The sequence below is a fragment of the Streptomyces sp. NPDC033178 genome (genome assembly GCF_055577685.1).
In genome coordinates this window covers 778,106-802,537 of record NZ_JBVIPT010000001.1, presented here as the reverse complement: position 1 = coordinate 802,537, position 24,432 = coordinate 778,106, and the positions used below count along the sequence as shown (strand labels likewise).

General features: G+C 71.0%; 28 protein-coding genes. 13 read left to right on the top strand and 15 right to left on the bottom strand.

The annotated features are described in order from the left end of the window. Positions 1-163: 163 nt before the first annotated feature. Positions 164-1,546, bottom strand: a complete 1,383-nt coding sequence (locus ACZ5VQ_RS03860) for a glycoside hydrolase family 10 protein (RefSeq protein ID WP_469103521.1) — start codon at positions 1,544-1,546, stop codon at positions 164-166. A gap of 312 nt (positions 1,547-1,858) precedes the next feature. Between ACZ5VQ_RS03860 and ACZ5VQ_RS03855 the strand changes: the two genes are divergently transcribed. The 3 genes from ACZ5VQ_RS03855 (at position 1,859) to ACZ5VQ_RS03845 (ending at position 5,346) form a co-directional block, all read left to right on the top strand. Beyond that, positions 1,859-2,632 carry a L,D-transpeptidase family protein gene (locus ACZ5VQ_RS03855; RefSeq protein ID WP_469103520.1) on the top strand — a complete coding sequence of 258 codons (774 nt, stop codon included), beginning with the start codon at positions 1,859-1,861 and terminating at the stop codon, positions 2,630-2,632. Positions 2,633-2,740: 108 nt separating this feature from the next. Continuing rightward, positions 2,741-3,436 carry a response regulator transcription factor gene (locus tag ACZ5VQ_RS03850; protein WP_469103519.1) on the top strand — a complete coding sequence of 232 codons (696 nt, stop codon included), beginning with the start codon at positions 2,741-2,743 and terminating at the stop codon, positions 3,434-3,436. Beyond that, the gene (locus tag ACZ5VQ_RS03845) at positions 3,436-5,346 is read left to right on the top strand and encodes a sensor histidine kinase (RefSeq protein ID WP_469103518.1); all 1,911 of its coding nucleotides are present in this window, start codon (positions 3,436-3,438) and stop codon (positions 5,344-5,346) included. The genes ACZ5VQ_RS03850 and ACZ5VQ_RS03845 overlap by 1 nt, the downstream gene beginning before the upstream one ends. Before the next feature lie 344 nt (positions 5,347-5,690). Here the strand turns inward: ACZ5VQ_RS03845 and ACZ5VQ_RS03840 are convergent, their stop codons facing one another. The 7 genes from ACZ5VQ_RS03840 to ACZ5VQ_RS03810 form a co-directional block, all read right to left on the bottom strand. Beyond that, on the bottom strand, positions 5,691-5,912 hold the full coding sequence (locus tag ACZ5VQ_RS03840; RefSeq protein ID WP_469103517.1) for a hypothetical protein: 222 nt from the start codon (positions 5,910-5,912) through the stop codon (positions 5,691-5,693). 145 nt (positions 5,913-6,057) lie between these two features. Beyond that, positions 6,058-6,621, bottom strand: a complete 564-nt coding sequence (locus ACZ5VQ_RS03835; RefSeq protein ID WP_469103516.1) for a hypothetical protein — start codon at positions 6,619-6,621, stop codon at positions 6,058-6,060. A 231-nt stretch (positions 6,622-6,852) separates the two neighbouring features. Continuing rightward, complete coding sequence (locus ACZ5VQ_RS03830; protein WP_469103515.1) at positions 6,853-7,158, bottom strand: Atu4866 domain-containing protein; 306 nt, start codon at positions 7,156-7,158, stop codon at positions 6,853-6,855. Between the two features lie 83 nt (positions 7,159-7,241). Continuing rightward, positions 7,242-8,918, bottom strand: coding sequence for a hybrid sensor histidine kinase/response regulator (locus ACZ5VQ_RS03825; RefSeq protein ID WP_469103514.1), 1,677 nt, complete (start codon positions 8,916-8,918; stop codon positions 7,242-7,244). Positions 8,919-8,926: 8 nt separating this feature from the next. Further along, a complete protein-coding gene (locus tag ACZ5VQ_RS03820) occupies positions 8,927-9,601 on the bottom strand; it encodes a response regulator transcription factor (protein WP_469103513.1) in 675 nt (224 codons plus the stop codon). A gap of 281 nt (positions 9,602-9,882) precedes the next feature. Continuing rightward, the gene (locus ACZ5VQ_RS03815; protein ID WP_469103512.1) at positions 9,883-10,431 is read right to left on the bottom strand and encodes a HEAT repeat domain-containing protein; all 549 of its coding nucleotides are present in this window, start codon (positions 10,429-10,431) and stop codon (positions 9,883-9,885) included. A gap of 83 nt (positions 10,432-10,514) precedes the next feature. Next, positions 10,515-10,727 carry a DUF4287 domain-containing protein gene (locus tag ACZ5VQ_RS03810; protein WP_469103511.1) on the bottom strand — a complete coding sequence of 71 codons (213 nt, stop codon included), beginning with the start codon at positions 10,725-10,727 and terminating at the stop codon, positions 10,515-10,517. A 187-nt stretch (positions 10,728-10,914) separates the two neighbouring features. On the opposite strand from ACZ5VQ_RS03810, the gene ACZ5VQ_RS03805 reads away from it, so the two are divergent. Next, positions 10,915-11,712 (top strand): VOC family protein, encoded by a 798-nt coding sequence (locus tag ACZ5VQ_RS03805; RefSeq protein WP_469103510.1) that lies wholly within the window; start codon positions 10,915-10,917, stop codon positions 11,710-11,712. Positions 11,713-11,783: 71 nt separating this feature from the next. On the opposite strand, the gene ACZ5VQ_RS03800 is transcribed toward ACZ5VQ_RS03805, so the two are convergent. After that, the gene (locus ACZ5VQ_RS03800; RefSeq protein ID WP_469103509.1) at positions 11,784-12,593 is read right to left on the bottom strand and encodes an SAM-dependent methyltransferase; all 810 of its coding nucleotides are present in this window, start codon (positions 12,591-12,593) and stop codon (positions 11,784-11,786) included. 163 nt (positions 12,594-12,756) lie between these two features. On the opposite strand from ACZ5VQ_RS03800, the gene ACZ5VQ_RS03795 reads away from it, so the two are divergent. After that, positions 12,757-13,065, top strand: a complete 309-nt coding sequence (locus ACZ5VQ_RS03795) for a GNAT family N-acetyltransferase (RefSeq protein ID WP_466774094.1) — start codon at positions 12,757-12,759, stop codon at positions 13,063-13,065. Between the two features lie 35 nt (positions 13,066-13,100). Here ACZ5VQ_RS03795 and ACZ5VQ_RS03790 read toward each other — a convergent pair whose 3' ends face one another. The 3 genes from ACZ5VQ_RS03790 to ACZ5VQ_RS03780 all read right to left on the bottom strand — a co-directional run bounded on the left by ACZ5VQ_RS03790 (position 13,101) and on the right by ACZ5VQ_RS03780 (position 15,434). Continuing rightward, positions 13,101-14,138: an LLM class flavin-dependent oxidoreductase gene (locus ACZ5VQ_RS03790; RefSeq protein WP_469103508.1), complete on the bottom strand. Its 1,038-nt coding sequence runs from the start codon at positions 14,136-14,138 to the stop codon at positions 13,101-13,103. A gap of 97 nt (positions 14,139-14,235) precedes the next feature. Continuing rightward, positions 14,236-14,946 (bottom strand): AAA family ATPase, encoded by a 711-nt coding sequence (locus ACZ5VQ_RS03785; RefSeq protein WP_469103507.1) that lies wholly within the window; start codon positions 14,944-14,946, stop codon positions 14,236-14,238. Positions 14,947-15,008: 62 nt separating this feature from the next. Further along, positions 15,009-15,434, bottom strand: coding sequence for a DUF5997 family protein (locus tag ACZ5VQ_RS03780; protein WP_469103506.1), 426 nt, complete (start codon positions 15,432-15,434; stop codon positions 15,009-15,011). Between the two features lie 37 nt (positions 15,435-15,471). Between ACZ5VQ_RS03780 and ACZ5VQ_RS03775 the strand changes: the two genes are divergently transcribed. The 6 genes from ACZ5VQ_RS03775 to ACZ5VQ_RS03750 all read left to right on the top strand — a co-directional run bounded on the left by ACZ5VQ_RS03775 (position 15,472) and on the right by ACZ5VQ_RS03750 (position 21,121). After that, positions 15,472-16,263 carry a LysR substrate-binding domain-containing protein gene (locus tag ACZ5VQ_RS03775; RefSeq protein ID WP_469103505.1) on the top strand — a complete coding sequence of 264 codons (792 nt, stop codon included), beginning with the start codon at positions 15,472-15,474 and terminating at the stop codon, positions 16,261-16,263. A gap of 80 nt (positions 16,264-16,343) precedes the next feature. Beyond that, complete coding sequence (locus ACZ5VQ_RS03770; RefSeq protein WP_469103504.1) at positions 16,344-17,543, top strand: sensor histidine kinase; 1,200 nt, start codon at positions 16,344-16,346, stop codon at positions 17,541-17,543. Next, positions 17,540-18,208, top strand: coding sequence for a response regulator (locus ACZ5VQ_RS03765; RefSeq protein ID WP_469103503.1), 669 nt, complete (start codon positions 17,540-17,542; stop codon positions 18,206-18,208). The genes ACZ5VQ_RS03770 and ACZ5VQ_RS03765 overlap by 4 nt, the downstream gene beginning before the upstream one ends. A gap of 76 nt (positions 18,209-18,284) precedes the next feature. Then, entirely contained in the window at positions 18,285-19,217 is a 933-nt protein-coding gene (locus ACZ5VQ_RS03760; RefSeq protein ID WP_469103502.1) for an ABC transporter ATP-binding protein, read from the top strand. Next, the gene (locus tag ACZ5VQ_RS03755; RefSeq protein WP_469103501.1) at positions 19,217-19,990 is read left to right on the top strand and encodes an ABC transporter permease subunit; all 774 of its coding nucleotides are present in this window, start codon (positions 19,217-19,219) and stop codon (positions 19,988-19,990) included. Before ACZ5VQ_RS03760 ends, ACZ5VQ_RS03755 begins: the two co-directional genes overlap by 1 nt. Before the next feature lie 84 nt (positions 19,991-20,074). Then, the gene (locus tag ACZ5VQ_RS03750; RefSeq protein WP_469103500.1) at positions 20,075-21,121 is read left to right on the top strand and encodes an alpha/beta hydrolase; all 1,047 of its coding nucleotides are present in this window, start codon (positions 20,075-20,077) and stop codon (positions 21,119-21,121) included. Positions 21,122-21,136: 15 nt separating this feature from the next. Here the strand turns inward: ACZ5VQ_RS03750 and ACZ5VQ_RS03745 are convergent, their stop codons facing one another. The 3 genes from ACZ5VQ_RS03745 to ACZ5VQ_RS03735 form a co-directional block, all read right to left on the bottom strand. Next, on the bottom strand, positions 21,137-21,448 hold the full coding sequence (locus tag ACZ5VQ_RS03745; RefSeq protein ID WP_362079023.1) for a twin-arginine translocase TatA/TatE family subunit: 312 nt from the start codon (positions 21,446-21,448) through the stop codon (positions 21,137-21,139). A gap of 94 nt (positions 21,449-21,542) precedes the next feature. Further along, complete coding sequence (locus ACZ5VQ_RS03740; protein ID WP_469103499.1) at positions 21,543-22,145, bottom strand: hypothetical protein; 603 nt, start codon at positions 22,143-22,145, stop codon at positions 21,543-21,545. Between the two features lie 114 nt (positions 22,146-22,259). Beyond that, entirely contained in the window at positions 22,260-22,835 is a 576-nt protein-coding gene (locus tag ACZ5VQ_RS03735) for a TerD family protein (protein WP_384082720.1), read from the bottom strand. Between the two features lie 221 nt (positions 22,836-23,056). On the opposite strand from ACZ5VQ_RS03735, the gene ACZ5VQ_RS03730 reads away from it, so the two are divergent. After that, positions 23,057-23,446 carry a BlaI/MecI/CopY family transcriptional regulator gene (locus ACZ5VQ_RS03730; protein WP_055617888.1) on the top strand — a complete coding sequence of 130 codons (390 nt, stop codon included), beginning with the start codon at positions 23,057-23,059 and terminating at the stop codon, positions 23,444-23,446. A gap of 6 nt (positions 23,447-23,452) precedes the next feature. Continuing rightward, positions 23,453-24,385: a M56 family metallopeptidase gene (locus tag ACZ5VQ_RS03725; protein WP_469103498.1), complete on the top strand. Its 933-nt coding sequence runs from the start codon at positions 23,453-23,455 to the stop codon at positions 24,383-24,385. The last annotated feature ends 47 nt before the right edge of the window (positions 24,386-24,432 follow it).

Genomic DNA, 24,432 nt, shown 5'->3' with positions numbered 1-24,432 from the left:
TATTGTTCGTGGTTTCTTAGGTGCTACACCAACAAGTACGTTCTTCCTCCCTCTTAGACCCTCGTGTTCCTCCCCTTCCTCCCCGCCGTGCTCCCCCCCCCCCCCCCCCCCCCCCCCCCCCGCCTCCGTTGCCACCGAACTCCCCGAAGGGCGCGGCCCGTTCTCAGGACGCGGTACAGGAACCGACCGAGGGCGCCGAGGAGTTGCCGTTCTTCATGACGGTGAACCCGAAGCTCGTCGACGCCCCGGCGGCCAGACTGCCGTTGCCGTTCGGCTTCATGGTCATGACGTTGCCACTGGAGTCCCAGCTCGGCGTGCCGTTCCACGTCGTGGAGACCTTCTGCGGGGAGGTCACCGTGACGGCCACCGTCCAGGTGCTGATCGCTGAACCGCCCGCGGTCACGGTCACCCTGCCGTTGTAGCGGTCGCTCCAGTCGTCCGTCCTGCTGTACGACACCGTGCAGGAGGCACTTCCACCGCCACCGCCCGAGCCGGTGCCGCCGAGCGCGGTGAGCACGGCGTTGTAGGCAGGCTTCTTGGCGTAGTTGTTGTCGAAGAGAAGGGGAGTGCCACTGGCCCGCCACGAGTACTTGTCCGTGACGCCCCAGACGGTGATGCCGGTACAACGGGACACGCCCAGACAGGCGTTGACCACGTTGGTGTAGCTGTTGGCCTGCGCGGTACCGGAGCCCTCGATGTCCAACTCGGTGATCTGTACGTCGACACCGAGGTCGGCGAAGCGCTGCAGGTTCGCGCGGTAGTCGCCGGGCACCGGGGACGCGCTGTTGAAGTGGGACTGGAAGCCCACGCAGTCGATGGGCACACCGCGCGCCTTGAAGTCCCGCACCAGGTTGTAGACGGCGTTGCTCTTCGCGTTGACCCCGTCGGTGTTGTAGTCGTTGTAGCAGAGCTTGGCCGCGGGGTCGGCGGCGCGGGCGGTGCGGAACGCCTCCTCGATGAAGCCGTTGCCGAGCTTGTCCTGGAAGGGCGAACTGCGCCGGGCGCCACTACTGCCGTCCTGGAAGGCCTCGTTCACGACGTCCCAGGAGTGGATCTTGCCCTTGTAGTGCTGCATGACCTGCGTGATGTGGTTGTTCATCGCCGTCCTGAGGTCGGCGGCGGCGAGCCCGCCGACCCAGCCGGGCAGTTGGGAGTGCCACACGAGGGTGTGCCCGCGGACCTTCATGCCCCTGCTCTGGGCGTGGCCGACGATCTGGTCGGCGGCGCCGTAGGTGAAGGAGTTGCGGGTCCCTTCGACCGCGTCCCACTTCATCTCGTTCTCCGGAGTCACCGAGTTGAACTCCGTGTTGAGCGTCGAGGCGTACGGGGCCTCGCCCAGGTGGTTGGCCGCGACCGCGGCGCCGAAGTAGCGGCCCTTCTCCGCCGCCGCGGCGCCGAGCGTGCCGGCCGCCTCGGCCGTCCCGGCGAGAGTGATGACGCCGGCCGCGGCGACCAGGCCCGCCATACCGATCACCAGAGCTCTTCGGGTGCGGGGCTGCCGGGGCGGAGGAGTGGCCGTGGGATCTGTGGGGGTGCGGGTGATCATGTCGTCCCTTTCTGTCGTTTCGAAAGTTTCGAGCATGTTTCCGATTGGCTGCGCAGACCTTACGGCTGACCCTCGATAGCGTCAACGGCCCGTGCTGACACGGATTCCGGATGGCGCAAGATGGTCGTGCCGCCCCATGGGTCTCGCCGCGCCTCTTGCTGGGTGGCCCTGTTCTGCCTACATTCCGCACAACAGTCGCCTTCAACTACGAATGTTTCGAAGCGGGAGGGTGGGGAGGACAACCGAGTGATTCTGCGTCACCCGTCGAACCGACCTGACGAGTTCCTCACATGTACCGGTCAAGGTCGACGCATGATCACATCCACACACGGTGCCGTACGTCGCCCCGTGGCCGTTCTGGCCGCTTCGCTCGTCCTCGTCGGCTGCGGCGGCGGAGGAGCGGTGACGACGCCGGATCAGAGGCCCGGAACGACATCGGTGAACGGCGGTACAGCCGCGCCACCCGCCCCCGCACCCCACGTCGCCCTGAGCGTGGCACCTCAGCAACTGCCGGGCCTGGGCCCGAAGACGTGGGCCAAGGTGCCCCGGAAGACCCGTCAGGCCCTGGTGGTGACGGGCCGGGACAGGAACTCGTCGATCTCCACCGCGGTGCTGTACGAGCGGACGGCGTCCGGCTGGCGGGCCGGGACCAGCTGGCCCGCGCACAACGCCCTCAAGGGCTGGACCGACCACCACCGGGCGGGAGACCTCCGCTCACCCATCGGCGTCTACGCGCTCACGGACGCGGGCGGCCTGCGCCCCGACCCGGGCACGAGCCTCCCGTACGACCACTCCGGCGGCTTCGGGATCGGTGGCACGGGCTTCGAGGGCGAGCCCCTGGCCGGCTCGTTCGACTACGTGGTCGCCATCAACTACAACCGCCGGGCGGGCACCACACCGCTGGACTGGACCCGCCCCCTCGGGGCCGGCCGGGGCGGCGGCATCTGGGTGCACGTCGACCACGACGGCCCCACCCAGGGCTGCGTCAGCCTCCGGAAGAATCACATGAAGGAACTCCTGCGCTCCCTCGACCCCGACCGCGATCCCGTGGTCGTCATGGGCGACGCGGCCGCACTCAGACGCTGAGCCGGGTCGCCGGACCGGCACTAGCAGGCGGTTGTGAGGAAGATGTCAGGGCGTGGGAAGCCCCTCACCCACGGTCCCACCACGCCCGGGGCGCTTAGCATCGGCCCCGTGTGCGCACATGTGCTGGTTGCCGAGGACGACGAGAAGCAGGCGGAGCTGATACGCCGCTCCCTGCTGAGCGAGGGCCACACCGCCACCGTGGTCCACGACGGCGCGGCCGCCCTGGAGGCGGCCCGGCAGCGTCGGCCCGACCTCGTCGTCCTGGACCTGATGCTCCCGGTGATCGACGGCTTCGGCGTGTGCCGGGCGCTGCGCCGGCACGACGACATCCCCGTTCTGATGCTCACCGCGCGCTCCACGGAGGAGGACGTGCTGCTCGGCCTCGAACTCGGCGCGGACGACTACATGACCAAGCCGTACAGCCCGCGCGAACTCATGGCCCGCATCCGCACCGTCCTGCGCCGCAGCGGACGCCAGGCCGCCGGGCACCGCGAGGAACCGGTCGTACGGGCCGCCGGCATCGCCGTGGATCCCGTACGGCACGAGGTGGTGTGCGACGGAGCGCCGGTGGACTGCACCCCGGCCGAGTACGAGATCCTCCTGGCCATGGCCGCCGAGCCGGAACGGGTCTTCTCCCGGCAGCAGTTGCTGCACCGCACCCGGGGCATCGACCGGGCCTCGACCGAACGGGCGGTCGACGTGCACATCATGAACCTGCGCAGGAAGATCGAGGCGGATCCGCGCAGACCGGTGCGGCTGCTGACCGTCTTCGGCGTGGGGTACAAGCTCAGCGGGGACCGCTGATGACCCGCGCGATACCGCTGCGCAAGAGGCTGTTGGTCCGGCTGCTGATCACGTCGGTGCTGATCGCCATTTGTTCGGTGGCGGCGACGGCCTGGCTGGCGGTGGAGACCACGACCAGGGCGATCCAGGAGGAGCAGGGGCAGGTACTGACCGAGGACATGGACATCCTGCGGCAGTTGAGCGGATACGCGGCCACCCATCGCGACTGGTCCGGCGTCGGGAAGACCGTCCGCGCCCTGTCGGACAGGACCGGGCGGCGCATCGCCCTGACGGCCCCGGACCGCACACCGATCGCGGACTCCGAGACGCGGACCACTGCCCTGCCGCCCAGGGCCGCCGCCGCGGTGGATCCCCTGCACACCGACACCTTCACCGAGCCCGGAGCACAGCGGACCGGCATCGACCCGCGCGCGGTGGGTCCGTTCCGGCTGCCGGGCGCGGAGCGTGAGCGCGTACGGCTGCTGGCCGAGAAGCGCCGGGCCTGCTTCTCGAGCAACGGTGTCGAGACCGCCATCACACAAATGCCCAGCGGCCGTTCCGTTCTCGTCGACGAGGAGGGCACCGTGGACGGAGGCCAGGTACCGACGCCGTGCGCCGACGGAGTGCTCAACACCCCGACCGCGACGGAGGAGAAGGCCCTGGCGGAACTCAACACGTACGCCGGGGACTGCCTGAAGAGTGTCGGCGGGAAGTTCCCCTCGCTCTTCGCCGCCACGGTCGACTTCACGGACCGGTCCATGCTCACGCGCTACCTCGGCCGGAAAGCGGAGACGGGCATCGACACCACTCGTGACCAGGACAGGAAGGCGCAGGACTGCGTCGACCGCGCCCGGCGCCGGCAACTGGAGCCCTACGTCGCGCCGGCCGCGGAACTGTTCCTCGGCCGCGGCGACAGCGCCGTTCCGCACTTCGACATGTCGGCCGCCAACAAGGCCAAGGTCACGGGCGTCGCCGGCCTCGTCCTCGCCCTCACGGTGGCCGTGACGGTGCTGGTCGCCACACGGCTCGTACGGCCGCTGCGCGCACTGACACACGCCGCCCAGCAGCCGCCGGAGCAGCACGTGCGCGTACCCGTGACCACCCAGGACGAGACGGGCATCCTGGCCGTCGCGTTCAACGACCTGGCCGATCGCCGAGAACGTATGGAGGCGCAGCGCAAGGCGATGGTCGCCGACATCGCCCATGAACTGCGCACCCCGCTCACCAACATCCGCGGCTGGCTGGAGGTGACCCGGGACGGCGTCGTCGACCCCGATCCCGAACTGCTCGCCTCCCTGCACGACGAGGCGGTCGTCCTCCAGCGGGTCATCGACGATCTCCAGGACCTCGCGGCCGCCGACGCGGGCACGCTCAGGCTGCATCGCGAGCCGGTCCGCGCCGACGAACTGCTCGAACAGGTCGTCGCGGCGCACCGGGTGGCGGCCGAGGCGGCGGGAGTCCGGCTGCACACGGCCGTGTCCGGCTCAATCGGCTCGCACGGCTCCGACGGCTCGGAAGACTCGTCCCGCTCCGATGGTTCGCACGGCTCGGACGGCTCGGACGGCTCGGACGGCACACCTTGGCTCGACGCGGATCCGGTCCGGATGCGGCAGGCGCTGGGCAACCTGGTCTCCAACGCGATTCGCCACACGCCGGCCGACGGCACGATCACGCTCACCTTTCGACGCCAGGACGACGAGGTCGTCTTCGACGTGGCCGACACCGGCAGCGGGATCGCCCCGGAGGATCTGCCCAGCGTCTTCGAACGGTTCTGGCGGGCGGAGAAGTCCCGCAGCCGGCGCACCGGCGGCAGCGGCCTGGGTCTGTCGATCGTGCGTCAACTCGTCACGGCCCACGGCGGTACGGTGACGGTCACCAGCGAACCCGGCACCGGGTCGGTCTTCACTCTGAGACTCCCCGACACCGGCTGACTGGTGGTTCGTGACCGTTGACTGGTGGTTCCGGTACCAGGATCCGCGGTCCTGCCCACAACAGTGATCTGGTTGCTCCGGTACCGATGGCGCAGTGTTGCCCCATGAACACCACCAAGCACCCGGAGGTCAGGATCCGCGTGACGCCGCTGCGTCGCCTCAGGGGCGACACATACGTCCCGCGCACCCTTCGAGCAGTTCCCGCACAGACCGACGACGACACCCTGCGCGCACGGAGCCGGGAACGGCCCACACGGTCGGACGGCCGACGCCCCGCATGTGACTGAGCGTCGGGAGCGCGAACCGGCCCGGCTCCCTCGGTCGGGCCGGTTCGCCCGGCTCCTTCAGCCGTCCACGGCATGCACGCCCGGGGTCAGGATCTCGTCCAGCACTTTGCGTACGGCCTCATAGGCATGCCCCCGCACATCGGCGTCACGTGAGCCGCCGGGATCGCCCCGCCTGAGGTCGTCGCTCCGCGCCTTCCACGTCTCCTCCTCCCGCTCGGCCCAGGCGCGAGCACGCTGGATACGGCGCAGGAGTTCGTCGGAGTCCACGACATCAGCCATGACATACGGGTACCCGCTGGAGCGCTTTCGACAGCCCGCGCGCCTTGCCGATCCGGGCGAGGCCCGCAAGCCCTCCGTCCGCACCGACCGGTTGTCGTCCCGGCGGGGTGCGCCGCAGTGACGCGGGCACCCCGCCGGTGTGTGACTACTCCGTCGGGGCCGGGAGGCTCGGCAGAGCGGACAGACCGCCGCCGAGGATCCCCGTCAGTACGCCGATCACGTTCGACAGCACCTTCGGCACCTCGGCGACCACTCCTCCCACGTCGAGGGAGGTCAGAGCCGAGAGCAGCCCGCCGAGCGATTCCTGAAGTCCCGCCACCGCGTCCGACACCGGATCGGCCGCGGCCCGGTCGGCGGGAAGGTCCACGCTCTCCAGCCGCTCCTCGACGGACGCGGTCGCCTCCGTGACGGCCTTGTTGTGCTCGGCCGCCTCGGCCGCGTCGAGCGGGCCGTGACCCCGGTCGGCGAGGGGGGTGAGCGCGTCTAGGAGAGGCGTCAGGACGTCTCCGTGATCCGCCGTCTCCAGGGCGTGGATCTGCTCCAGCGTCACGTCGGCCACGCCGGCGGACAGCGGGGCCACCGCGACGGGGCTGCCCACGGAGCCCGTGGACACGTCGGAGGCGGCAGTGGCCGAAGCGACCGGCCCGCAGACGAGAGCGGCACAGACGAGGGGCGGGAGAAGGAGCCCGCGGGATACCAGGGCGCGCATACCGGTTCCTTTCGAGGACGGCTGTATCTGGGCCCCACCGTGTGAAACCCGCCGACCCACCGCAACCGATCACACACCGAACGTGAGCGCCCATCACTCGCCCACCAGGCCGCCGACCTGCGCTTTTCGTCGGCGCACGGCTGACTCCCCGGGCACCGGCCCATACCGCCGTCGGGGTACGGCAGCCCTGAAGCCGGTCCCGGGGTCAGCCCCGGCGCCGGCCCCCGAAGTTCAGCTGCGCCGCGGCCGGTCGCGCCCCGGAGCCGCTTCCCGGTAGAGCACCAGGTGCTCGTGGTACAGCACCCCGTCGCGGACATCGCCCGTGGCGGTGAAACCGATGTCGTCGACGTAGTCGATATGGCTGCCGGTCACGGTGTAACTGCCGGTGTACGCGCTCTGCCGCTCGCCGCGGGCCTCGTCGTACCGACCGTTCGGCAGCAGCTCCTGGCGGATGTAGCCGTCGGCGGTCACCCACATCCCGACGTACGGGTGCGGATCGCGGGACGTGTCGTCGTTCGTGCTCGTTCTCGTGGTCATGGCTCCACGGTCGCTCCGGCAGCACGGGCCGACCAGGCCGCCGTCTTCCCAGGTGGACGCCTCCTGGGTGCAGCACACCCAGGTCAGCGCTCCAGCAGGTCCAGCAGATCCGCGAGCGGCAGCGGCTTGGCCAGGTGGGCGTCGAATCCGGCCTCGTGGGCCAGCGTCCGGTCGGTGCCCCGGCTGAAGCCGGAGACCGCGATGAGGCGCAGCCCGGCGCCGTGCGGACGGGACCGTACGGTACGGGCGACCGTGTAGCCGTCCATGTCGGGCAGCCCGAGATCGCACAGCACGACGTCGAAGAGGTTGGCCCCGGTGGCCGTGACGGCGTCCGCGCCCGTGTGGACGACCGTGACGTGGTGCCCCTGGCGTTCCAGCAGGGTGCGGTAGGTCGCCGCGAGATCCGTGTTGTCCTCGACGATCAGGATGACCAGCTGCCGCTGCGCACGGCCGGTGGTCGCGGGGCGCGCCGGCTGTGGCGCGTCCGAGGCGGCCGTCGGCAGCAGCACGCCGAACGAGGCGCCCTTGCCCGGTCCGTCGCTGTGCGCGGAGATCCGGCCGCCGTGGAGTTCGACGATGGTCCGGGCCACCGCGAGCCCGAGTCCGAGCCCCTCGGGAGTGTGCGGCCCGGCGGGAGCCGCCCGCATGAACACCCCGAAGAGTTCCTCGGCCTGCCCGGGCTCGAAACCGATCCCGTCGTCCCTGACCGTGAGCTGCGCCTGCCCGTCCGCGGACGACAGACAAACGTCCGTACGGCCGCCCGGGAGCGTGTACTTCAGCGCGTTGGACAGGAGGTTCGTCAGCACCTGGGCCAGCCGCAGCCGGTCACCGTCCACGAGCACCGGGCCGTCGGGCAGCCGGAGGTCGATGGCCCGTCCCTCGTGGCCGAACAGACCGCGCATGTCGGCGCAGGCGCCTTCGACGGCCGACCTCAGATCCATTCGCTCGGGCACCAGCTCCAGACGACCGGTCAACGCGCGCGTGCCGTCCAGCAGGTCGTTGCTCATCCGGACCAGGATGCCGAGCTGCCGTTCCAGGACCGGGAGCGCCGGATGGCCGCCGGGCAGGTCGAGCGCCAGCAGCTCGGTCGCCGCGGTGGCGGCGGCCAGCGGATTGCGCAGCTCGTGCGAGAGCGTCGCGATGAACCGGTCCTTGGCCCGCTGCTCCTCCTGCAACTGCCGCCCGGCGGCGTCGAGTTCGCCGTTCACCCGGCGCAACTGCTCGTTGACCTCGCGGATCTCCCGCGCGCGGACGAACAGATCGATCTCCATGCCCTCCGCGCGCACCTGTGCCTCGGCGGCCGCCCGCTCGCGTTCGTGCCCGGCCCGGCGCAGCCGCACGAACTCGGTGACGTCCTCGACCCGGTGGATGATGTGCGTCACCCGCCCGTCGGCGTCCAGGACCGGCGTGTTGACCGGGCTCCAGTAGCGCTCGACGAAACCGCCCTCGTCGCCCGTCGGGATGTCGTACCGCTGCAGCGCCATCGTGTCCGTGCGGCCCGTGCCCACCACCGCCTCCAGTGAGCGGCGCAGGTTGGTGACGCCGTCGGCCGACGGGTCCTCGGGGTTGTCGGGGAACACATCGAAGATAGGGCGCCCGACAATGCTCCGCCGCGTGCCCGTGGCCGTCAGATAGGCGCGGTTGACCTCGACGATCGTGAAGTCCGGGGCGAGGACGAGCAGCGGGGAGAGCGTGGAGTCGAACAGGCGCCGGAAGTCCGGGACGGGCTTCGGGGTGCCGGACGGACGGCTCGTGGACATGGCGGCCCTCACGGATCGAGACGGTATCCATAGCCGCGCACCGTGGTGATCCGCGGTGCGGGCGCCGGGAGTCGGGAGAGTTTGCCGCGCAGCCGGTACACGTGCTCGATGACCGTCGCGGGCTGCTGCCAGGACGCTCCCCAGATCAGCTCCAGCAGTTGCCCGGCGGAGAAGACCCGGCCGGGGGAGCGTGCGAGGGCCTCCAGGAGGGCGTACTCCTTGGGGCGCAGGTTCAGCAGGACACCCGTTCCGCTCGCCTGGCGCGCGGCGGTGTCGACGCGCAGCGTCCCGACGTCGAGGACGGTCGGCAGTTCGGGCGGCCGGCACCGGCGCAGCACGGCGCCGATACGGGCCACGAGTTCCCGCTGCGAGAACGGCTTGACGAGATAGTCGTCCGCGCCGATCTCCAGCCCCGCCACCCGGTCCGTCTCGTCTCCGCGACCGCTGACGACTATGACCGGAAGTCGACTGGTGGAGCGCAGCGCCCGCAGCAGTTCGAGACCGCTGCCGTCGGGAAGTCCCAGGTCGAGGACGACGAGGTCGATGCCGCCGTCGTGCATGACGGCCTTGCCGGCCCGGGCGTCCATGGCCCACGTGACGGTGAAACCCTCACGCTCCAGATAGGTACGGCACATCAGTGCGAAGTCGGGATCGTCCTCGATCAGCGCGAGGTGTGGACGCACTCGTCATCACCCGGCCCAACTGCCGCCCGCACGTTGTGTCGCTGGTGAGCGGGCGTTGATGCCCCGACCATGTGGCGAAGGTAGAACAGTAGGCACCCACGGTTCAAGGGGGAGCCGCCCGGGGGAGTTCCGGCGCGGGCGCGTGCGGCGCGGGGAGCGCGTGACGCCGCACCAGCCCGTGCCGGAACATGGGTCACAACCGGCCACGGAACCCGCTCCCGTCAGGTCGAGCACCGTCCCGGCAGGTCCAAGAACGGTCCCGTCAGGCCGGGAGCCCGCGGTCAGCGAGGCCTGCGGGCCGGTCGCGGTGCGGTCCTGAGGTGGATGGGTCCACCCGGCGCGTACCAGCCCGCCTTCTTCCGGACAGCGGGCGACGGATCGTTGTCCCGGGCCCGGACCAGGGCGGCGACCGCTTCCGCGTGGGTGTGCACCGACAGCCCGACGAGTTCGGCGGCGAAGTTGCGCACGTGGGCGTCCGGATCCCGGCTCAGCAACTGGATCCCCCGGGGCAGCACCACGGCCCGGTCGGGGCGGCAGGCGTCGCTCTTGCACCGGTCACAGGCCAGCGCGTGCACCGCGGCGACGCGCACCTGGGGACTGGGGTCGTCGAGCATGGCGATCAGATCGTCCAGCGCCTCGGTCACCAGCAGGTGGTCCAGCAGCCTGCAGCTCTGCTCCCGTACCAGGGCCTCGGGGTGCGCCAGGCCCCGCCGGATGGCCGGCACGGCGGCGGAGCCGAGCCGCATCAGCTCACGAAAGGCGGCCGGCCTCCTCGGCTCGCTGCCCAGCGCACGCACCAGAGCGTCTTCGTGTGTCTCCGTGACCGACATGGCGCCTCCCCGTCCCTGGCTCCCCTCGTCGACGAGTCTGCGGATGCCCTCTCATGGCCCGCAACGCATTTCTTCCCGGTGGATCACTTACTGCTGTCCTCGGCGAGCGTGTGGGCGACGAGCGCGTTGGCGTGGCCGTGGCCCATGCCGTGCTCGGTTTTGAGCCAGGCCACGAGCTCCATGTGCCTGGTGAGGGGCGAGGAGCGGATGAGGCCCTTCCACTCGGCTATGGGACGGCCGTACTTCTTCTCGATGAAGGGGAAGTAGCTCGCGGGCCCTTTCACGCTCTCACTCATGTCGGTGTCCCATCCTCTGGTCTGCTGCTTCGAGTGGTGTCGCAGTGGTGGACCGAGGCGGTCACGGAACATCATCGGCGCACAAAAGTGACCTGCGTCACGTGTCTCGTGGCGTTCACCGCGCGCGTCCGCCGACGGCTGGCTAGCGTGACAAGCCAGAGCCTTCAATGACGAGGGAGTCAGAGCCATGGCCGTACAACCTGAGGGAACACCGTGCTGGGCCGACGCCAGTTTCAGCGATGTCGAGGGTGCCAAGAGCTTCTACGGTGACGTGCTGGGGTGGACGTTCGGCGAGGCGTCGTCGGAGTTCGGGAACTACACGCAGGCCTACGCGAACGGCAAGGCGGTGGCCGCCGTCGTCCCGCCGATGCCCGGCGCGGAGGGCCAGTCGGCATGGTGTCTGTACCTCGCGTCGCCCGATGCCGCAGCCACCGCCGAGAAGGTACGTGCCAACGGCGGCCAGGTCCTGATGGAACCGATGAAGGTCGGCGACTTCGGCACCATGCTGCTGGCCCAGGAGCCGAGCGGCGCCGTCTTCGGCGTGTGGCAGGCCGGCGTCCACGAGGGCTTCGAGGCGACGGCCGTGCCGGGCGCCTACTGCTGGGGCGAGTTCTTCACCCGGGACCCCGAGAAGGTGGACGGCTTCCTTCCCGCCGTCTTCCCCTACCGCGCACAGCAGATGGAGGACGACGCGATCGACTTCAGGATCTTCAACCTCGGCGAGGAGACCGTTCTGGGCCGGATGAAGATGACGGACGAGTTCCCGCCCGAGGTGCCGTCCTACGTCAACGTCTACTTCACGGTCGAGGACTGTGACGCCGCCGTGGCGAAGGCGACCGAACGTGGCGCGATCCTGCGGTTCGGCCCGATGAGCAGCCCCTTCGGGCGGTTCGCGGCGCTCAGCGACCCCCAGGGCGCGTCGTTCTCCGTGATCGACGTCACCACGACCGAGGGCGAGATGCCGAAGCTGACCGACGTGTCCTGAGCTCGGGTGCGCACCCGAGCCGCACGGGCGAGCCGGGCCCGTCCTCGGACGGGCCCGACCGCGGTGTCGCGCTACGGCTTGCGGCCGACCCCTCCGTAGGCGTCGACCACCGAACCGGCGGACTCCGGACGCCACTGGGTGACCTGCACGATGCCGGGTTCGACCAGATCAAGCCCGTCGAAGAACCCGGCGATCTCGTCGACGGCGCGCACGTAGTACGGGACGGCGCCACTGGAGTTGTACGCCTCCGACGCGGCGATCATGCCCTCGCTGGTGGCGGTGCTGTCGCTGATCACCAGGTAACTGCCCGACGGCAGACCGGACATGAGGCGCGAGACCAGATCCCGGGCCTGGTCGTACTCGGCGACATGGCCGAGCGTGTTGAGGATCATCAGGGCGACGGGCTTGGAGAGGTCGAGGGTGTGCGCCGCGGCCTTGAGGACGGCCTCCGGCTCGTACAGATTGGCGTCGAGGTACGCGGTCTCGCCCTCGGGCGTGCTGGTGAGCAGCGCGCGGGCGTGGGCGAGCACCAGGGGGTCGTTGTCGACGTACACGATGCGCGCGTCCGGGGCCACGCGCTGGGCGACCTCGTGGGTGTTGTCGGCGGTCGGCAGACCGGTGCCGATGTCCAGGAACTGCCGGATGCCCTGCTCGCCGGCGAGGTGTGTGACAGCGCGTCCGAGGAAGTGGCGGCTCGTGCGCGCCACGTCGACCAGGCCGGGGAAGATCTCCTTGATGTGGTCCCCGATCTCACGGTCCACCTCGTAGTGGTCCTTGCCGCCCACGAAGTAGTTCCAGAAGCGCGCGGAGTGCGGCTTGTCCGTGTCGATCCGGGCCCGTATCTCGGCAGCTGCGGCGAGTTCGGGTTCGTGGTCTGTCACGAGAGGGCCTCCTGCGGATCGTTGTTCGGCAATCGAACGTCAACTTAGCCGAACGATCCGCCCGCTCGTCCGAGCTCCGGAGGGCAACTCGGGCGGACCGTACGGGTTTTGGCCACTGTGGGTTAGTGTCGTGCACCGGCTCAACGGGGTTCAAGGAGGAGACATGGCGATTGAGATCAGTGACGTGGCCGAGGCGCGTCGCTACGAGGCCCGGATCGACGGAGCGCCGACGGTCGCCGGCTTCGCGCAGTACATCCGTACCGACGAGCTGATCGCGTTCGTCCACACCGAGGTGAGTCCGGAGTGCGAGGGCAAGGGCGTCGGCTCCGCGCTGGTCCGGGCATCCCTGGACGAGGCACGTGCCGCGGGCCTGCGGGTGCTCGCGACCTGCCCCTTCTACGCGGGCTGGATCGCCCGCCACCCCGCGTACGGAGACCTGCTCTACCAGGCGCGCAGCAAGGTCAGCGACTGACACCGCCGAACACGGCGACGGGGCCGACGGGCCCTCTAACCGTGCTGGGCCGACGCCTGCCAGCCGAGTGCCGGGCCGAGCCGGGTGGCGATGTCGGTGAGGATCTGGACGTAGTCGTCGTGCTCGAAGGTGAAGGGCAGCGCGAACGCCACCTCGTCGATCTCCCGGAACGCCGCGTGCGCGTGGAGCCGTTCGGCGATCTCCGCGGAGGTGCCGACGAGGTCCGGCGCGAACATCAGGCGGGCAGGTCCCTGCGGCGTGGCGGTCCGTGGCAGCCGCTTCTCGGCGTACGCCTCGTACTTCGCGCGCTGCTCCGCCGAGGCGCTGTCGGTCGGGATGACGACGAGCCCCTGGGAGACCCGGGCACGGTCGCCGTCGGGGTGGTGGGCACGGAAGGCGCGTACGTGGGACAGCTGGACCTCGGCGAAGTCCTCGGGTTCCTGTGGTCCTTCAGCCTTGACGACGCTGCTGGTCAGGAAGTTCATCGCGTGCTCACCGGCCCACTGGGCCGACCGCAGGCTTCCGCCGCCGTACCAGAGACGGCGGCCCAGACCGGGAGCATGGGGCTGGACGCGGTCGGAGAACACTTCGAAGCCCTCGACCCCGCTGAAGTCGGTGGCGGGCTTGCCGCGCACGAAGTCCAGCAGCCGGGCCACCCGGTCGTACCCGAAGTCCTCGGCGTCGGCGGTGTCCGGATACAGCGCCTGCTTGACCTGGTCGTAGTGCATCGGCGGGCCGACGCTGATGCCGGGATTGAGCCGGCCGCCGGACAGGATGTCGACCGTGGCCAGGTCCTCGGCCAGCCGCAGGGGGTTCTCCCAGCCCAGCGGGATGACCGCGGTGCCGAGCTCGATGCGGGTGGTGCGCTGGGAGGCTGCGGCCAGGACGGCCACGGGGGAGGAGATGCCGTACTGGAGATGGCGGTGGCGCAGCCACGCGCTGTCGAAGCCCAGTCGCTCACCGAGCTGGATGATCTCCAGCGTCGACTCGTGGCCCTTGCGGGGGTCGGCCTCGTCGAACAACCCGATGGTCAAGAAGCCCAGCTTGCGCAACGGTTGTGAGGGCAGCGGCACGGGGCTCCTCCATCGTCCGGGGCGGGTTCTGTCGAACGCCTGCGCTGATCGCCATTCTGGCAGGCGATCACTGGAGGCCGCGCTCGCGGGTTCGCCCTCAGCCGAGAATGTGCCGGAGGTAGGCGTGCGGATCGGCGAGATAGCGGCGCCAGTGGTCGACCAGGGCGAGATCCTGCCAGGCCACCCGGCGCATCCCGTGGTCGCCGACCTCGATGATGTCCGCGCCCGGCAGAGCGGTCAGCAGGGGCGAGTGCGTGGCGCAGACGACCTGCCCGCCCTGCTTCGTCAACTGGTCGAGATGGCCGAGCAGTTCGAGGCACGAGCCGAACGACAGGGCCGCCTCCGGTTCGTCCAGCACATACAGGCCGGGCTCCAGGAACTTCCCGCGGAACGCCGCGAGGAAGCCCTCTCCGTGACTGACCGAATCCGGCGCGAGCCCTTCCCGGTCCAGCGCGTCCATCGCCGTCTCCGCCCGCAGGAAGAACCCTTTGCGGGCCGACCAGCTGCCGAGCATGCGGCGCCCGCGTGCTGCCGCCGCGTCGAAGCGGATCCGCTCGCCGAGCACCGACTTGGCCCGATGGCTCGCGTACCGCCAGTCGTGCGAGCCGCCCCAGGAGTCCAGACCGAAGCCCTCGGCCAGCGCCTCGACCAGGGTCGACTTGCCCGAGCCGTTCTCACCGACGACAAAGGTCACCGGTGCCGTGAACCGCATCCCGTCCGCCAGCAGCCCGCGTACACAGGGCACGGACCAGGGCCAGGCGTTCTCGTCGTACGAAGCCACTTGAGCGTACGCGCGTTCGATGATCACGGGTCGAGTCTTCCACAGCGCGCCGCGGCGATTCGAGGAGTGCCGGGGCGGCCGGAGGACCGCTACTGACGCTGCTGGTCGCCCTTGTCGTCGCGCTCCGCCTTCTTCTCCTTGATACGGACCGCTTCCTTGCGGACCTCGGCCTGGGTGGCGCGCTCCTTCTGGAGCCACTCGGGACCCTCGGTCTTCAGCGCCTCGATCTGCTCCGTGGTGAGAGCCTCCGTGACACCGCCGCGCGCGAGCCCCGCGATGGATACGCCGAGCTTCGCCGCGACGACCGGACGGGGGTGCGGGCCGTCGCGTCGCAGGTCCTGCAGCCACTGCGGGGGGTCAGCCTGGAGTGCGGTGAGCTCGGATCGCGAGACGACACCCTCCTGGAACTCGGTCGGGGTGGCCTCGAGGTACACACCCAGTTTCTTGGCCGCGGTCGCGGGCTTCATCGTCTGGGTGTTCTGGTGCGACGTCATGCTGTCCAGGGTATCGAGCATGTGAACCACCGCCGACCACGCCGGGTAACCTGGCCAGGTGACAGGCTCGGAAGATTCCCCTTCGTTCCGGCTCGCGTATGTCCCGGGAGTGACGCCCAGCAAGTGGGTGCGGATCTGGAACGAGCGGCTGCCCGACGTCCCCCTCACCCTCCTCGCGGTGTCCGTCGCCGAGGTCTTCGACGTGCTGCGGCGCGGCGACGCCGACGCGGGATTCGTACGGCTGCCGGTCGACCGTACGGACCTCAGCGCGATCCCCCTCTACACCGAGACGACCGTGGTCGTGGTCCCGAAGGACCACGTCGTGGCGGCCGTCGACGAGGTGACCGCCGAGGACCTGGCGGACGACATCGTGCTGCACCCCCTCGACGACACCCTCGACTGGGAGCAGCTGCCGGGCCGGCCCGCGATCGAGCGCCCCGCGACGACGGAGGACGCGATCGAACTCGTGGCGGCGGGGGTGGGACTCCTGATCGTCCCGCAGTCGCTCGCCCGCCTCCACCACCGTAAGGACCTCACCTACCGGCCGGTCACCGACGCCCCCGAGTCGCGCGTCGCCCTGTCCTGGCCCGAGGACCGGACCACGGAGCTGGTCGAGGACTTCATCGGCATCGTCCGCGGCCGGACCGTCAACAGCTCCCGGGGCCGTTCCACGGCCCAGTCGCAGCCGAAGGGCGAGTCCGAGTCCAAGAGCAAGGGCTCCGACAAGGGCAATGACCGTCGGAAACCGGCCGCTGGCAGGGCAACGGGCAAGCCGACCGGCAGGAGCCCACGGACAGGCTCCGGCGCCCCCAAGGGAACGAAACGCGGAAAGCCCCGTCGCAAGTCCTAGCCACTGCGGGGGCCGACGAGTCTCGCGGGCTACTCCCGGTGGCGTATGCGCCGGTGTGATCCGGCCCATACGGTGATGACGTGACGAGCTTCGACGGACTGGTGGAGCGTGCGAGATCGCTGTCGCCACTGACCGCGGATCTGCTGGTGGTCGCCGTGGTCGGGCTGTTCACGGCGTCCGACGCCGCGTCAAACGACCCCGACTACCAGCAGGCCGACGGGCTCACCTGGCTGCTGCTCGCGATCTCCCTGATCGCACTCGTGTGGCGCCGACGGTGGCCGGTCCCGGTCGCGATCGTCACGGGTGCCGCCTGCGCGGGCTGGGCGCTGCACGGGCACATCGGGGAGTTGCTGAACCTGCCGGTGATCGTCGCCCTGTACACCGTCGCGGTGCTGGGCGACCGGCGGCGCACCCTGTGGACCGGGCTCGTCGCGTCCCTCGTCTCGGGCGCGGTCGCGCTGCGGGTGGGGCGTGACGTGGCCAACCCGCAGGGGCTGCCGGTGCTGGAGATGATCTGGCCGCTGGTGCCGCTGCTCCTCGGCGAAGTCATCCGTACGCGGCGGCAGTTGATGGACGAGTACGCGGCCCGGGCCGTCCGCGCGGAGGAGGAGCGGGAGCGGGAGGCGGCCCGCCGGGTGCACGAGGAGCGCCTGCGCATAGCCCGCGAACTGCACGACATCGTCGCGCACACGGTCACCGCGATGACGGTGCAGGCCGGAGTCGCCCTCGACGCACTCGACACCCGCCCCGAGGTCTCCCGGCAGGCGATGCGACAGGTACGCGACTCGGGCAAGGAGGCCGTGGGAGAACTGCGGGCCACCGTCACCGTGCTGCGTGACCACGACCGCGACTCCACGGCGCCCGCGCCCGGACTCGCCCAACTGCCCGACCTGGTCGGCCGGTTCACCGACAGCGGCGTGGACGCGGCACTGCGCCACGACGGCACGGCGGAGGGACTCTCGCCGATGGTCGAGCTGGCGGCGTACCGCATCGTGCAGGAGGCGCTGACGAACGTGGTCAAGCACTCCGGCGCACGCCACGCGGCGGTCTCGGTCGCCCGGCACGGCGACCGGCTGTGCGTGGAGATCGCGGACGACGGACCACCCTCGCGGACCGGGCCGCCTGCGAACGAAGGCTTCGGACTCGTCGGCATGCGGGAGCGGGCCGCCGCGGTCGGTGGCAGCATCGAGTACGGTCCGGTGCCCGGCGGCGGCTTCCGGGTACGGGCCGTACTCCCGGTGGTACTACCGGCCGAGGCACTCCGTGGAGGGCGGCCATGACCGTGCGCGTGGTGCTCGCCGACGACCAGACCGTCGTTCGGGCCGGATTCCGGGCCCTGCTGGACCTGACCGACGACCTGGTCGTCGTCGCCGAGGCGGCCGACGGGACGCAGGCCGTCGAGGCGGTCCGGCTGACCCGGCCGGACGTGGTGCTGATGGACATCCGGATGCCCGGTGTCGACGGCATCGAGGCCACCCGCCGCATCGCCGCCGACCGCACCCTCGACGGAGTACGCGTCGTCATGCTCACCACCTACCAGGTCGACGCGTACGTCTTCGAGGCGCTGAGGCACGGCGCCGCGGGCTTTCTGCTGAAGGACATCGAGCCGGACGGGCTGCGCGCGGCGATCCGCACGGTCGCGGCCGGACAGAGCCTCCTCGCACCGGCGGTCACGCGGTCGGTCGTCGAGGAGTTCGCCCGGCTGAAGGCCCCGGAGACGGCGGGCGCCGAGCGGCTGGCCGCGCTCACCGACCGGGAGCGCGAGGTGATGGCCCTGGTCGCCGCCGGACTGAGCAACGAGGAGATCGGCCGGCAGCTGATCATGAGCCCGTTGACCGCGAAGACCCACGTCAGCCGGGCGATGACCAAGCTGCGAGCGCGCGACCGGGCACAGCTGGTGGTACTGGCGTACGAGACGGGGCTCGTCCGGGCGGGGGAGCGGTGAGGGTACTCCCGCGGGAGTAGCGGCCGACTCCCGGCGGCGGATGTCCGGGGCGTCGCCGCTCCCTACCGTCGAGGACATGATCGAGGCACGCGAACTCACCAAGAGGTACGGCGACAAGACCGCCGTCGACCAGCTGTCCTTCACGGTCCGGCCCGGCCGGGTGACCGGCTTCCTCGGCCCGAACGGCGCCGGAAAATCCACCACCATGCGACTGATCCTCGGCCTGGACGCGCCCACCTCGGGCGCCGTCACGGTAGGCGGGAAGCCCTACGCCGAACTGGCCGCACCCCTGTGTGCCGTCGGCTCGCTGCTCGACGCGAAGGGCGCGCACGGCGGGCGTTCGGCGTACCGGCACCTGGCCGGGCTCGCGGCGAGCAACCGCATCCCGCGCCGCCGCGTCGACGAGGTGCTGGACCTGACCGGTCTGACCGAGGTCGCGGGGCGCCGGTTCGGCGGCTTCTCGCTCGGCATGGGCCAACGGCTCGGTATCGCCGCCGCGTTGCTCGGTGATCCGGAGGTGCTGATCCTCGACGAGCCGGTGAACGGGCTGGACACCGAGGGCATCCGCTGGATCCGCGGTCTGATGAAGTCCCTTGCCGCGCAGGGCCGTACGGTCTTCCTCTCCAGCCATCTGATGAGCGAGATGGAGCTGACCGCAGACCATCTGATCGTCATCGGACGCGGCCGGCTCCTCGCCGACACCACGATGCGCGACTTCATCGAGACCAATTCCCGCGCCCATACGCTGGTCCGCTCCCCGGAACCCGAGAAGCTGCGGGGCCTGCTGGAGGAGAAGGGCGCCGACGTCCGGCTCGACCCGCGGGGCGGCTGGCGCGTGGACGGCCCGGACACCGCGGCCATCGGCGACCTGGCCCGCGACCACGGACTCGCGATCCATGAACTCACCCCCGTCCGCTCCTCGTTGGAGGAGGTCTACACGGCCCTGTCCCAGGACTCGGCCGAGTACCGGACGAGCGCGGTCCGGAGCAGCCGGAAGGAGACGGTCTGATGGCGACCACGACCCTCACCCCCGCCCGGGCCGGCTTCCCGGGGGCGCTCGCCCATGAGTGGATCAAGTTCAACAGCGTGCGCTCCACGGTCTGGACGACACTCGCGACCGCCGTCGTGCCCGTGCTGGGTGCGGTGTTCGTGGCCGCGACCGAGAGCCTGCAGCCGGACGACACGGTGCTCGGCGGCAGCCTCACCGCCTCCGTCCCCGCCCAGATGCTGGCCGCGGTGGTCGGAGCCCTGCTGATCACGGGCGAGTACGGCAGCGGCACCGTCCGCACCACCTTCGCCGCCAACCCGCGCCGCGCCACCGTGCTCGCCGCGAAGGCCACCCTGATCGCGGCACTGATGTACGTCCTGGCCCTCGTCTCCTGCACCCTCGCCCACCTGATCGGCGACGCGATGCTCGACAACGCCCGCTACGCCCAGGGCGAGCCGCTGCCGGCCCTGTTCGGCATCGCCGCCTCCTTCGCCGTCGCCGGGCTGCTCGGCCTCGCGGTCGGCACCCTCGTACGCCACTCGGCGGGAGCCGTCACCACCGTCATCGGCGTACTGCTCCTGCCCTCGCTCCTCGGCCCGCTCTTCGGCGACGCCCAGCGCTGGATCGCGGGCGTCTCCCCGACGAGCGCCCTGGAGAAGCTGACCCAGACCTCGGACGCGACCGCGGAAACGGTCGGCAGCCTCGGCCCCTGGCCGTCCCTGCTGCTGGTGGCGGGCTACACGGCGGCGCTGCTCCTCCTCGCCGCCGGGGCATTGCGCGGCCGGGACGTCTGACGGCCCCACGGCCGGCATCCGCCGACCTACACGCACCAGCCGAGTACGAAGCGAGCCGAGTACGACAGGAACGGAGGAACTCCCATGCCATGGAGCGCTGCTCGCGTACGCACCCTGCTCGCCCTGGTGATCGCCGATCTCCTGCTGCTGGCGGCAGTGTCCGCGACGTGTGCGGAGGCGGCCGTTTCCGCCCCGCCCGGCGCCCGGATCATCGCCGAGGAGAAGGCCGGTGAGCGCCTGGTCGATCTCACGGTGGACTCGCCCGCGCTTGGCCGTACCGCGAAGGTCCGGCTGCTGACCCCGGACGGCTGGGAGGGGCGACGGCCCGGCGAGACCTGGCCGACCCTCTATCTCCTGGTCGGCGGCGACGGCAACCACAAGGCCTGGAGCGAGGACTACGACGCCCGTCTTCAGGAACTGCCCGACCTGCGGGACGTACTGGTCGTGATGCCGGAGATGCCGTTGTTCGGCTTCTACAGCGACTGGTTCAACAGCGGCGAGGGCGGACCGCCGGCGGTCGAGACCTTCCACCTCAGGGAGGTACGCCCTCTTCTGGAGCGCCGCTTCGGAGCGGGCGCCCGCCGCGTGGCCGCGGGGGAGTCGCAGGGCGGATTCGGCGCCCTCTCCTACGCGGCACGCCACCCCGGGCTGTTCAGGGCGGTGGCGAGCTACAGCGGATTCGTGCATCCACTGCGGCATCCGCACGCGGTCCGGGCCGGGATGACCTACCTGGGCCTGGACTGGACGGCGGTGTGGGGCGACCCGGTCGCCCAACGGGCCAACTGGCAGGCCCACGACCCCTATTACCTGGCCGACCGGCTGCGCACCACCCCGGTCCACCTCTCCGGCGGCGACGGCACGGCAGGCGTCCTCGACCCGCCCGGCACACCACCGGACGTGGAGATCCCGGGTCTTGAGGACCCGGCCGAACCGTTCCCCGAGGACGCGATCTCCCCCACGGAGACCCTCATGCAACGTCAGTCCCGGTCCCTGGCCACCCGCTTGGCGTCCTTCGGGGCTCCGGTGACCACCCACTTCTACGCCGGGACGCACTCGCCTCCGTACTGGAAGCGCGAGCTGTACCGCTCGCTCCCCATGCTGCTGAGTGCCCTGGGGATCCGGGACCGGTGACCGTGACGCGCTGCTTCAGTCCCGCGGACGGGGCTGCCCGGGGTCCGGCTGCGCGGGCCCGGGCGCTGCGGAAGGCCGGGCGGCGTCGGTGGGCCGGGCCGTGTCGGTGGGAGCGGCGCCGTGCTGCGGGCCGACGGTCTCGCCCGGGATGACGCGGGGAGCCGTCTGCCCGTCCGTCCCGGTCGGTTCGTCCCTCGTCGCCGCGGCCTCGGCCTTGAGGATGCGGGCCGACTTGCCGGCCGAACGGGCCAGGTCGGGGAGCTTCCTGGCGGCGAGGACGAGGATGACGACGACGAGGATGATCGCGATTTCGCTCAGTCCGAACATTCGGGTCCTGCCTTCTTCTCTGCCCGGGCCGGTCGGGGCGCGCGGGCACTACGGGGACGGGGTGGTGCGGTGGCGGGTGGCGCGGCGCGGGGAGTCAGTCGAAGCGGGTGGCGGCGAGCTGCCGGCGGAGGTAGGGCAGCACACCGCGCTCCAGCAGCGCCCGCTGCCACCTCGCACGGGCATGGTGCAGGTTACGGGCCGACGCCCCGGTCCGGTCGCCGTGGCCGGGGCGGGTGCGCAACGCGGTGCACAGCAGGGCGGTCAGCCCGGCGAGGGTGCTCGCGGCCGCGATGAGCGCGAACACCCAGCCGGCGGTGACGAGCGAACCGCCCATCGGGCCCTGCGCATCGGCGAGCCGAAGGCTGTAGCCGAGCACGAGCAGGACGGCCGCCGCCGTGGCGGCGATCGGCGGAGTGAGCGCGGCGAGGGCGGGCAGCAGGGCTCCGGGACCGGCAGGCCGGGACTGCCGGCCGTCCTCCACGGCCGAACGCGCGGCGAGGTACTCCCGGTACTCGTCAGCTGCCGCGGCCGTGATCTCGTCCACGGCCCGCAGCGCCTGGGCGCGCAGCCGCGTGGCGGCCGGGCTCGTGGGATCGGCGAGCAGGGCCGTACGGATGTCCGTCGTGCTCAGCGCCTGGCTCAGTACGTCCTCGAAATCCGCTCGGTCCTCCGGGCGGAGGCGGGGCGGGCCGGCCAAGTGGTCTCCCTGGGTGGCTCGAACGATGGAGGTGCGGCCCGCTTCGGGCGGGCTGCGGGCCCGCCCTCGGTGAAGAGGGCGGGCCCGTGGATACGGAAAGCGGGAACCGCTGTCTCAGACGCCGACGCCGAAGTCGGAGGCGATTCCGGCCAGGCCGGACGCGTAACCCTGGCCCACGGCGCGGAACTTCCACTCCGCGCCGTTGCGGTACAGCTCACCGAAGACCATCGCGGTCTCGGTGGCGGCGTCCTCGGACAGGTCGTAGCGGGCGATCTCGGCGCCGCCGGCCTGGTTGACGATCCGGATGAAGGCGCCACGGACCTGGCCGAAGCTCTGGCCGCGGTTCTCGGCGTCGTGGATGGACACCGGGAAGACGATCCGGGTGACCTCGGCGGGTACGCCCGCGAGGTTCACCTTGATGACCTCGTCGTCGCCCTCGCCCTCGCCGGTGAGGTTGTCACCGGTGTGCTCGACCGACCCGTCGGGGCTGGTGAGGTTGTTGTAGAAGACGAACTGAGTGTCGGAGGCGACCTTTCCGGCCTCGTTCAGCAGCAGCGCGGACGCGTCGAGGTCGTAGTCGGTGCCCGTCGTGGTCCGGACGTCCCAGCCCAGGCCGACCAGGACCGCGGTCAGGCCCGGAGCCTCCTTGCTGAGCGAGACATTGCCGCCTTTGGCCAGGGAAACTCCCACGCTGCTCTCCTTCATGCTCGGTTGTGCGGTGCCGGGTCCGGTCCGTGTGGTGAACCCGGAAATAAATCTACATCACTGTAGAAATATGAGGGGTGAGTCGGTTGTACTCGCTCGCGGGGCCGGCCGGAACGAGGCAGCGGCTCGCAGGCGAATGAAGCGCGAGCGGATCTCTATACGATGGACCGCCCGTGAAGTGCGCGGCAGCGGAAGGGAGACAGGGCGTGACGGATCACCGGCGGCGTCCCCGGCGGCGGGGGCAGGGTGAGCTGGAGGTGCAGGTCCTGTCGGCCTTGCGGGAGGCGGAGGGGCCGGCGACGGCGGGCTGGGTGCAGGACCGCCTCGGCGGGGACCTCGCCTATACGACCGTGATCACGATCCTGACCCGGCTGCTGGCCAAGGGCGCGGTGACCCGGGAGCGCGCGGGACGGTCGTTCGCGTGGACACCCGCGTCGGACGAGGCGGGGCTCGCCGCGCGGAAGATGCGCAAGGTGCTGGACGGCGAACCGGACCGGGAGGCGGTGCTGGCCAGCTTCGTCACCGCGCTGTCGCCGGACGACGAGCGGCTGCTGCGCGAACTGCTCGGGCAGCCCGAGACGGAGAGGGAAGACTGAAGCCTCATGGGGGTGTTCGTCTTTCTGCCCTTGGTCCTGCCCCTGAAGGCCTGGCCGATCGCCCGGCTGGCCGAGCAGCGCCTCCATCCCGGCACCGCCACCCGGCTGCTGACCGGCGTGGCCGGTGTCATGGCCGTCTGCAGCACGGTGTGCCTGGCCCTGCTGATGGTCGTCGGCACCGCGCAACTGCCCGGAAACCCGCTGCCCGACGGGTGGTCGGACCCCGAGGTGCGTGCGGCCGTCCCGTACGACGAGGTCGCCGGACGAGCGGCCATCCCCGCTCTTCTGGCGGTGACCGTGGTGTGCGCGGGCACGCTGTGGCGGCACGGCAGGGTGCGCCGCCGCGCCCACCGTGCGCTGGCCGGACTGCCCGGCACGGGGGTCGCGGTGCTGCCCGACGAGACGCCCTACGCGTACGCCCTGCCCGGTGGAGCCCGCGACCGGGTCGTGGTCACCACCGCCCTGCTGTCCTGCCTCGAACCCGCCGAACGGCGCGCCCTGTTCGCCCATGAGCGCGCACATCTGACGGCCCGCCACCACCGCTTCCTCCTGGTCGTACAACTCGCGGCCCGCGCCAACCCGTTCCTGCGACCCCTGCGAACGGCCGTGTCCTACACGGCGGAACGCTGGGCCGACGAAGAGGCTGCCCACGCCGTGGGCAGCCGCAGGGTCGTGGCGTGCGCGATCGGCAAGGCGGCGCTGGTCTCCCGCGGCACCCCACTCCGGACACTCGCCGGCTTCGCCGCACCGGGCCCGGTACCCCGTCGGGTGGCGGCTCTCCTGGAACCCGCGCCCGCCGCGCGCAACTGGCCCTCCCTGTTCACCACGGTGGGCATGGCCACCTGGACGGCGGCCGTCGGAACGGCCCTCTCCGCGATGTCATCGGCCAACTCCGCCGTGACGATGGTCCTGATCCTGCACGCCGCGACACCACTCTGAGCCGCTGGACGAAGTGGGCCGGGCGCCGGGGCCCCGGCGCCCGGACG

What these genes read in the sequence shown, in the direction of transcription:
- ACZ5VQ_RS03860 (WP_469103521.1), bottom strand. Translation starts at nt 1,546, where the DNA reads ATGATCACCCGCACCCCCACAGATCCCACGGCCACTCCTCCGCCCCGG.
- ACZ5VQ_RS03855 (WP_469103520.1), top strand. Translation starts at nt 1,859, where the DNA reads ATGATCACATCCACACACGGTGCCGTACGTCGCCCCGTGGCCGTTCTG.
- ACZ5VQ_RS03845 (WP_469103518.1), top strand. Translation starts at nt 3,436, where the DNA reads ATGACCCGCGCGATACCGCTGCGCAAGAGGCTGTTGGTCCGGCTGCTG.
- ACZ5VQ_RS03840 (WP_469103517.1), bottom strand. Translation starts at nt 5,912, where the DNA reads ATGGCTGATGTCGTGGACTCCGACGAACTCCTGCGCCGTATCCAGCGT.
- ACZ5VQ_RS03835 (WP_469103516.1), bottom strand. Translation starts at nt 6,621, where the DNA reads ATGCGCGCCCTGGTATCCCGCGGGCTCCTTCTCCCGCCCCTCGTCTGT.
- ACZ5VQ_RS03830 (WP_469103515.1), bottom strand. Translation starts at nt 7,158, where the DNA reads ATGACCACGAGAACGAGCACGAACGACGACACGTCCCGCGATCCGCAC.
- ACZ5VQ_RS03825 (WP_469103514.1), bottom strand. Translation starts at nt 8,918, where the DNA reads ATGTCCACGAGCCGTCCGTCCGGCACCCCGAAGCCCGTCCCGGACTTC.
- ACZ5VQ_RS03815 (WP_469103512.1), bottom strand. Translation starts at nt 10,431, where the DNA reads ATGTCGGTCACGGAGACACACGAAGACGCTCTGGTGCGTGCGCTGGGC.
- ACZ5VQ_RS03810 (WP_469103511.1), bottom strand. Translation starts at nt 10,727, where the DNA reads ATGAGTGAGAGCGTGAAAGGGCCCGCGAGCTACTTCCCCTTCATCGAG.
- ACZ5VQ_RS03805 (WP_469103510.1), top strand. Translation starts at nt 10,915, where the DNA reads ATGGCCGTACAACCTGAGGGAACACCGTGCTGGGCCGACGCCAGTTTC.
- ACZ5VQ_RS03795 (WP_466774094.1), top strand. Translation starts at nt 12,757, where the DNA reads ATGGCGATTGAGATCAGTGACGTGGCCGAGGCGCGTCGCTACGAGGCC.
- ACZ5VQ_RS03780 (WP_469103506.1), bottom strand. Translation starts at nt 15,434, where the DNA reads ATGCTCGATACCCTGGACAGCATGACGTCGCACCAGAACACCCAGACG.
- ACZ5VQ_RS03765 (WP_469103503.1), top strand. Translation starts at nt 17,540, where the DNA reads ATGACCGTGCGCGTGGTGCTCGCCGACGACCAGACCGTCGTTCGGGCC.
- ACZ5VQ_RS03760 (WP_469103502.1), top strand. Translation starts at nt 18,285, where the DNA reads ATGATCGAGGCACGCGAACTCACCAAGAGGTACGGCGACAAGACCGCC.
- ACZ5VQ_RS03755 (WP_469103501.1), top strand. Translation starts at nt 19,217, where the DNA reads ATGGCGACCACGACCCTCACCCCCGCCCGGGCCGGCTTCCCGGGGGCG.
- ACZ5VQ_RS03750 (WP_469103500.1), top strand. Translation starts at nt 20,075, where the DNA reads ATGCCATGGAGCGCTGCTCGCGTACGCACCCTGCTCGCCCTGGTGATC.
- ACZ5VQ_RS03745 (WP_362079023.1), bottom strand. Translation starts at nt 21,448, where the DNA reads ATGTTCGGACTGAGCGAAATCGCGATCATCCTCGTCGTCGTCATCCTC.
- ACZ5VQ_RS03725 (WP_469103498.1), top strand. Translation starts at nt 23,453, where the DNA reads ATGGGGGTGTTCGTCTTTCTGCCCTTGGTCCTGCCCCTGAAGGCCTGG.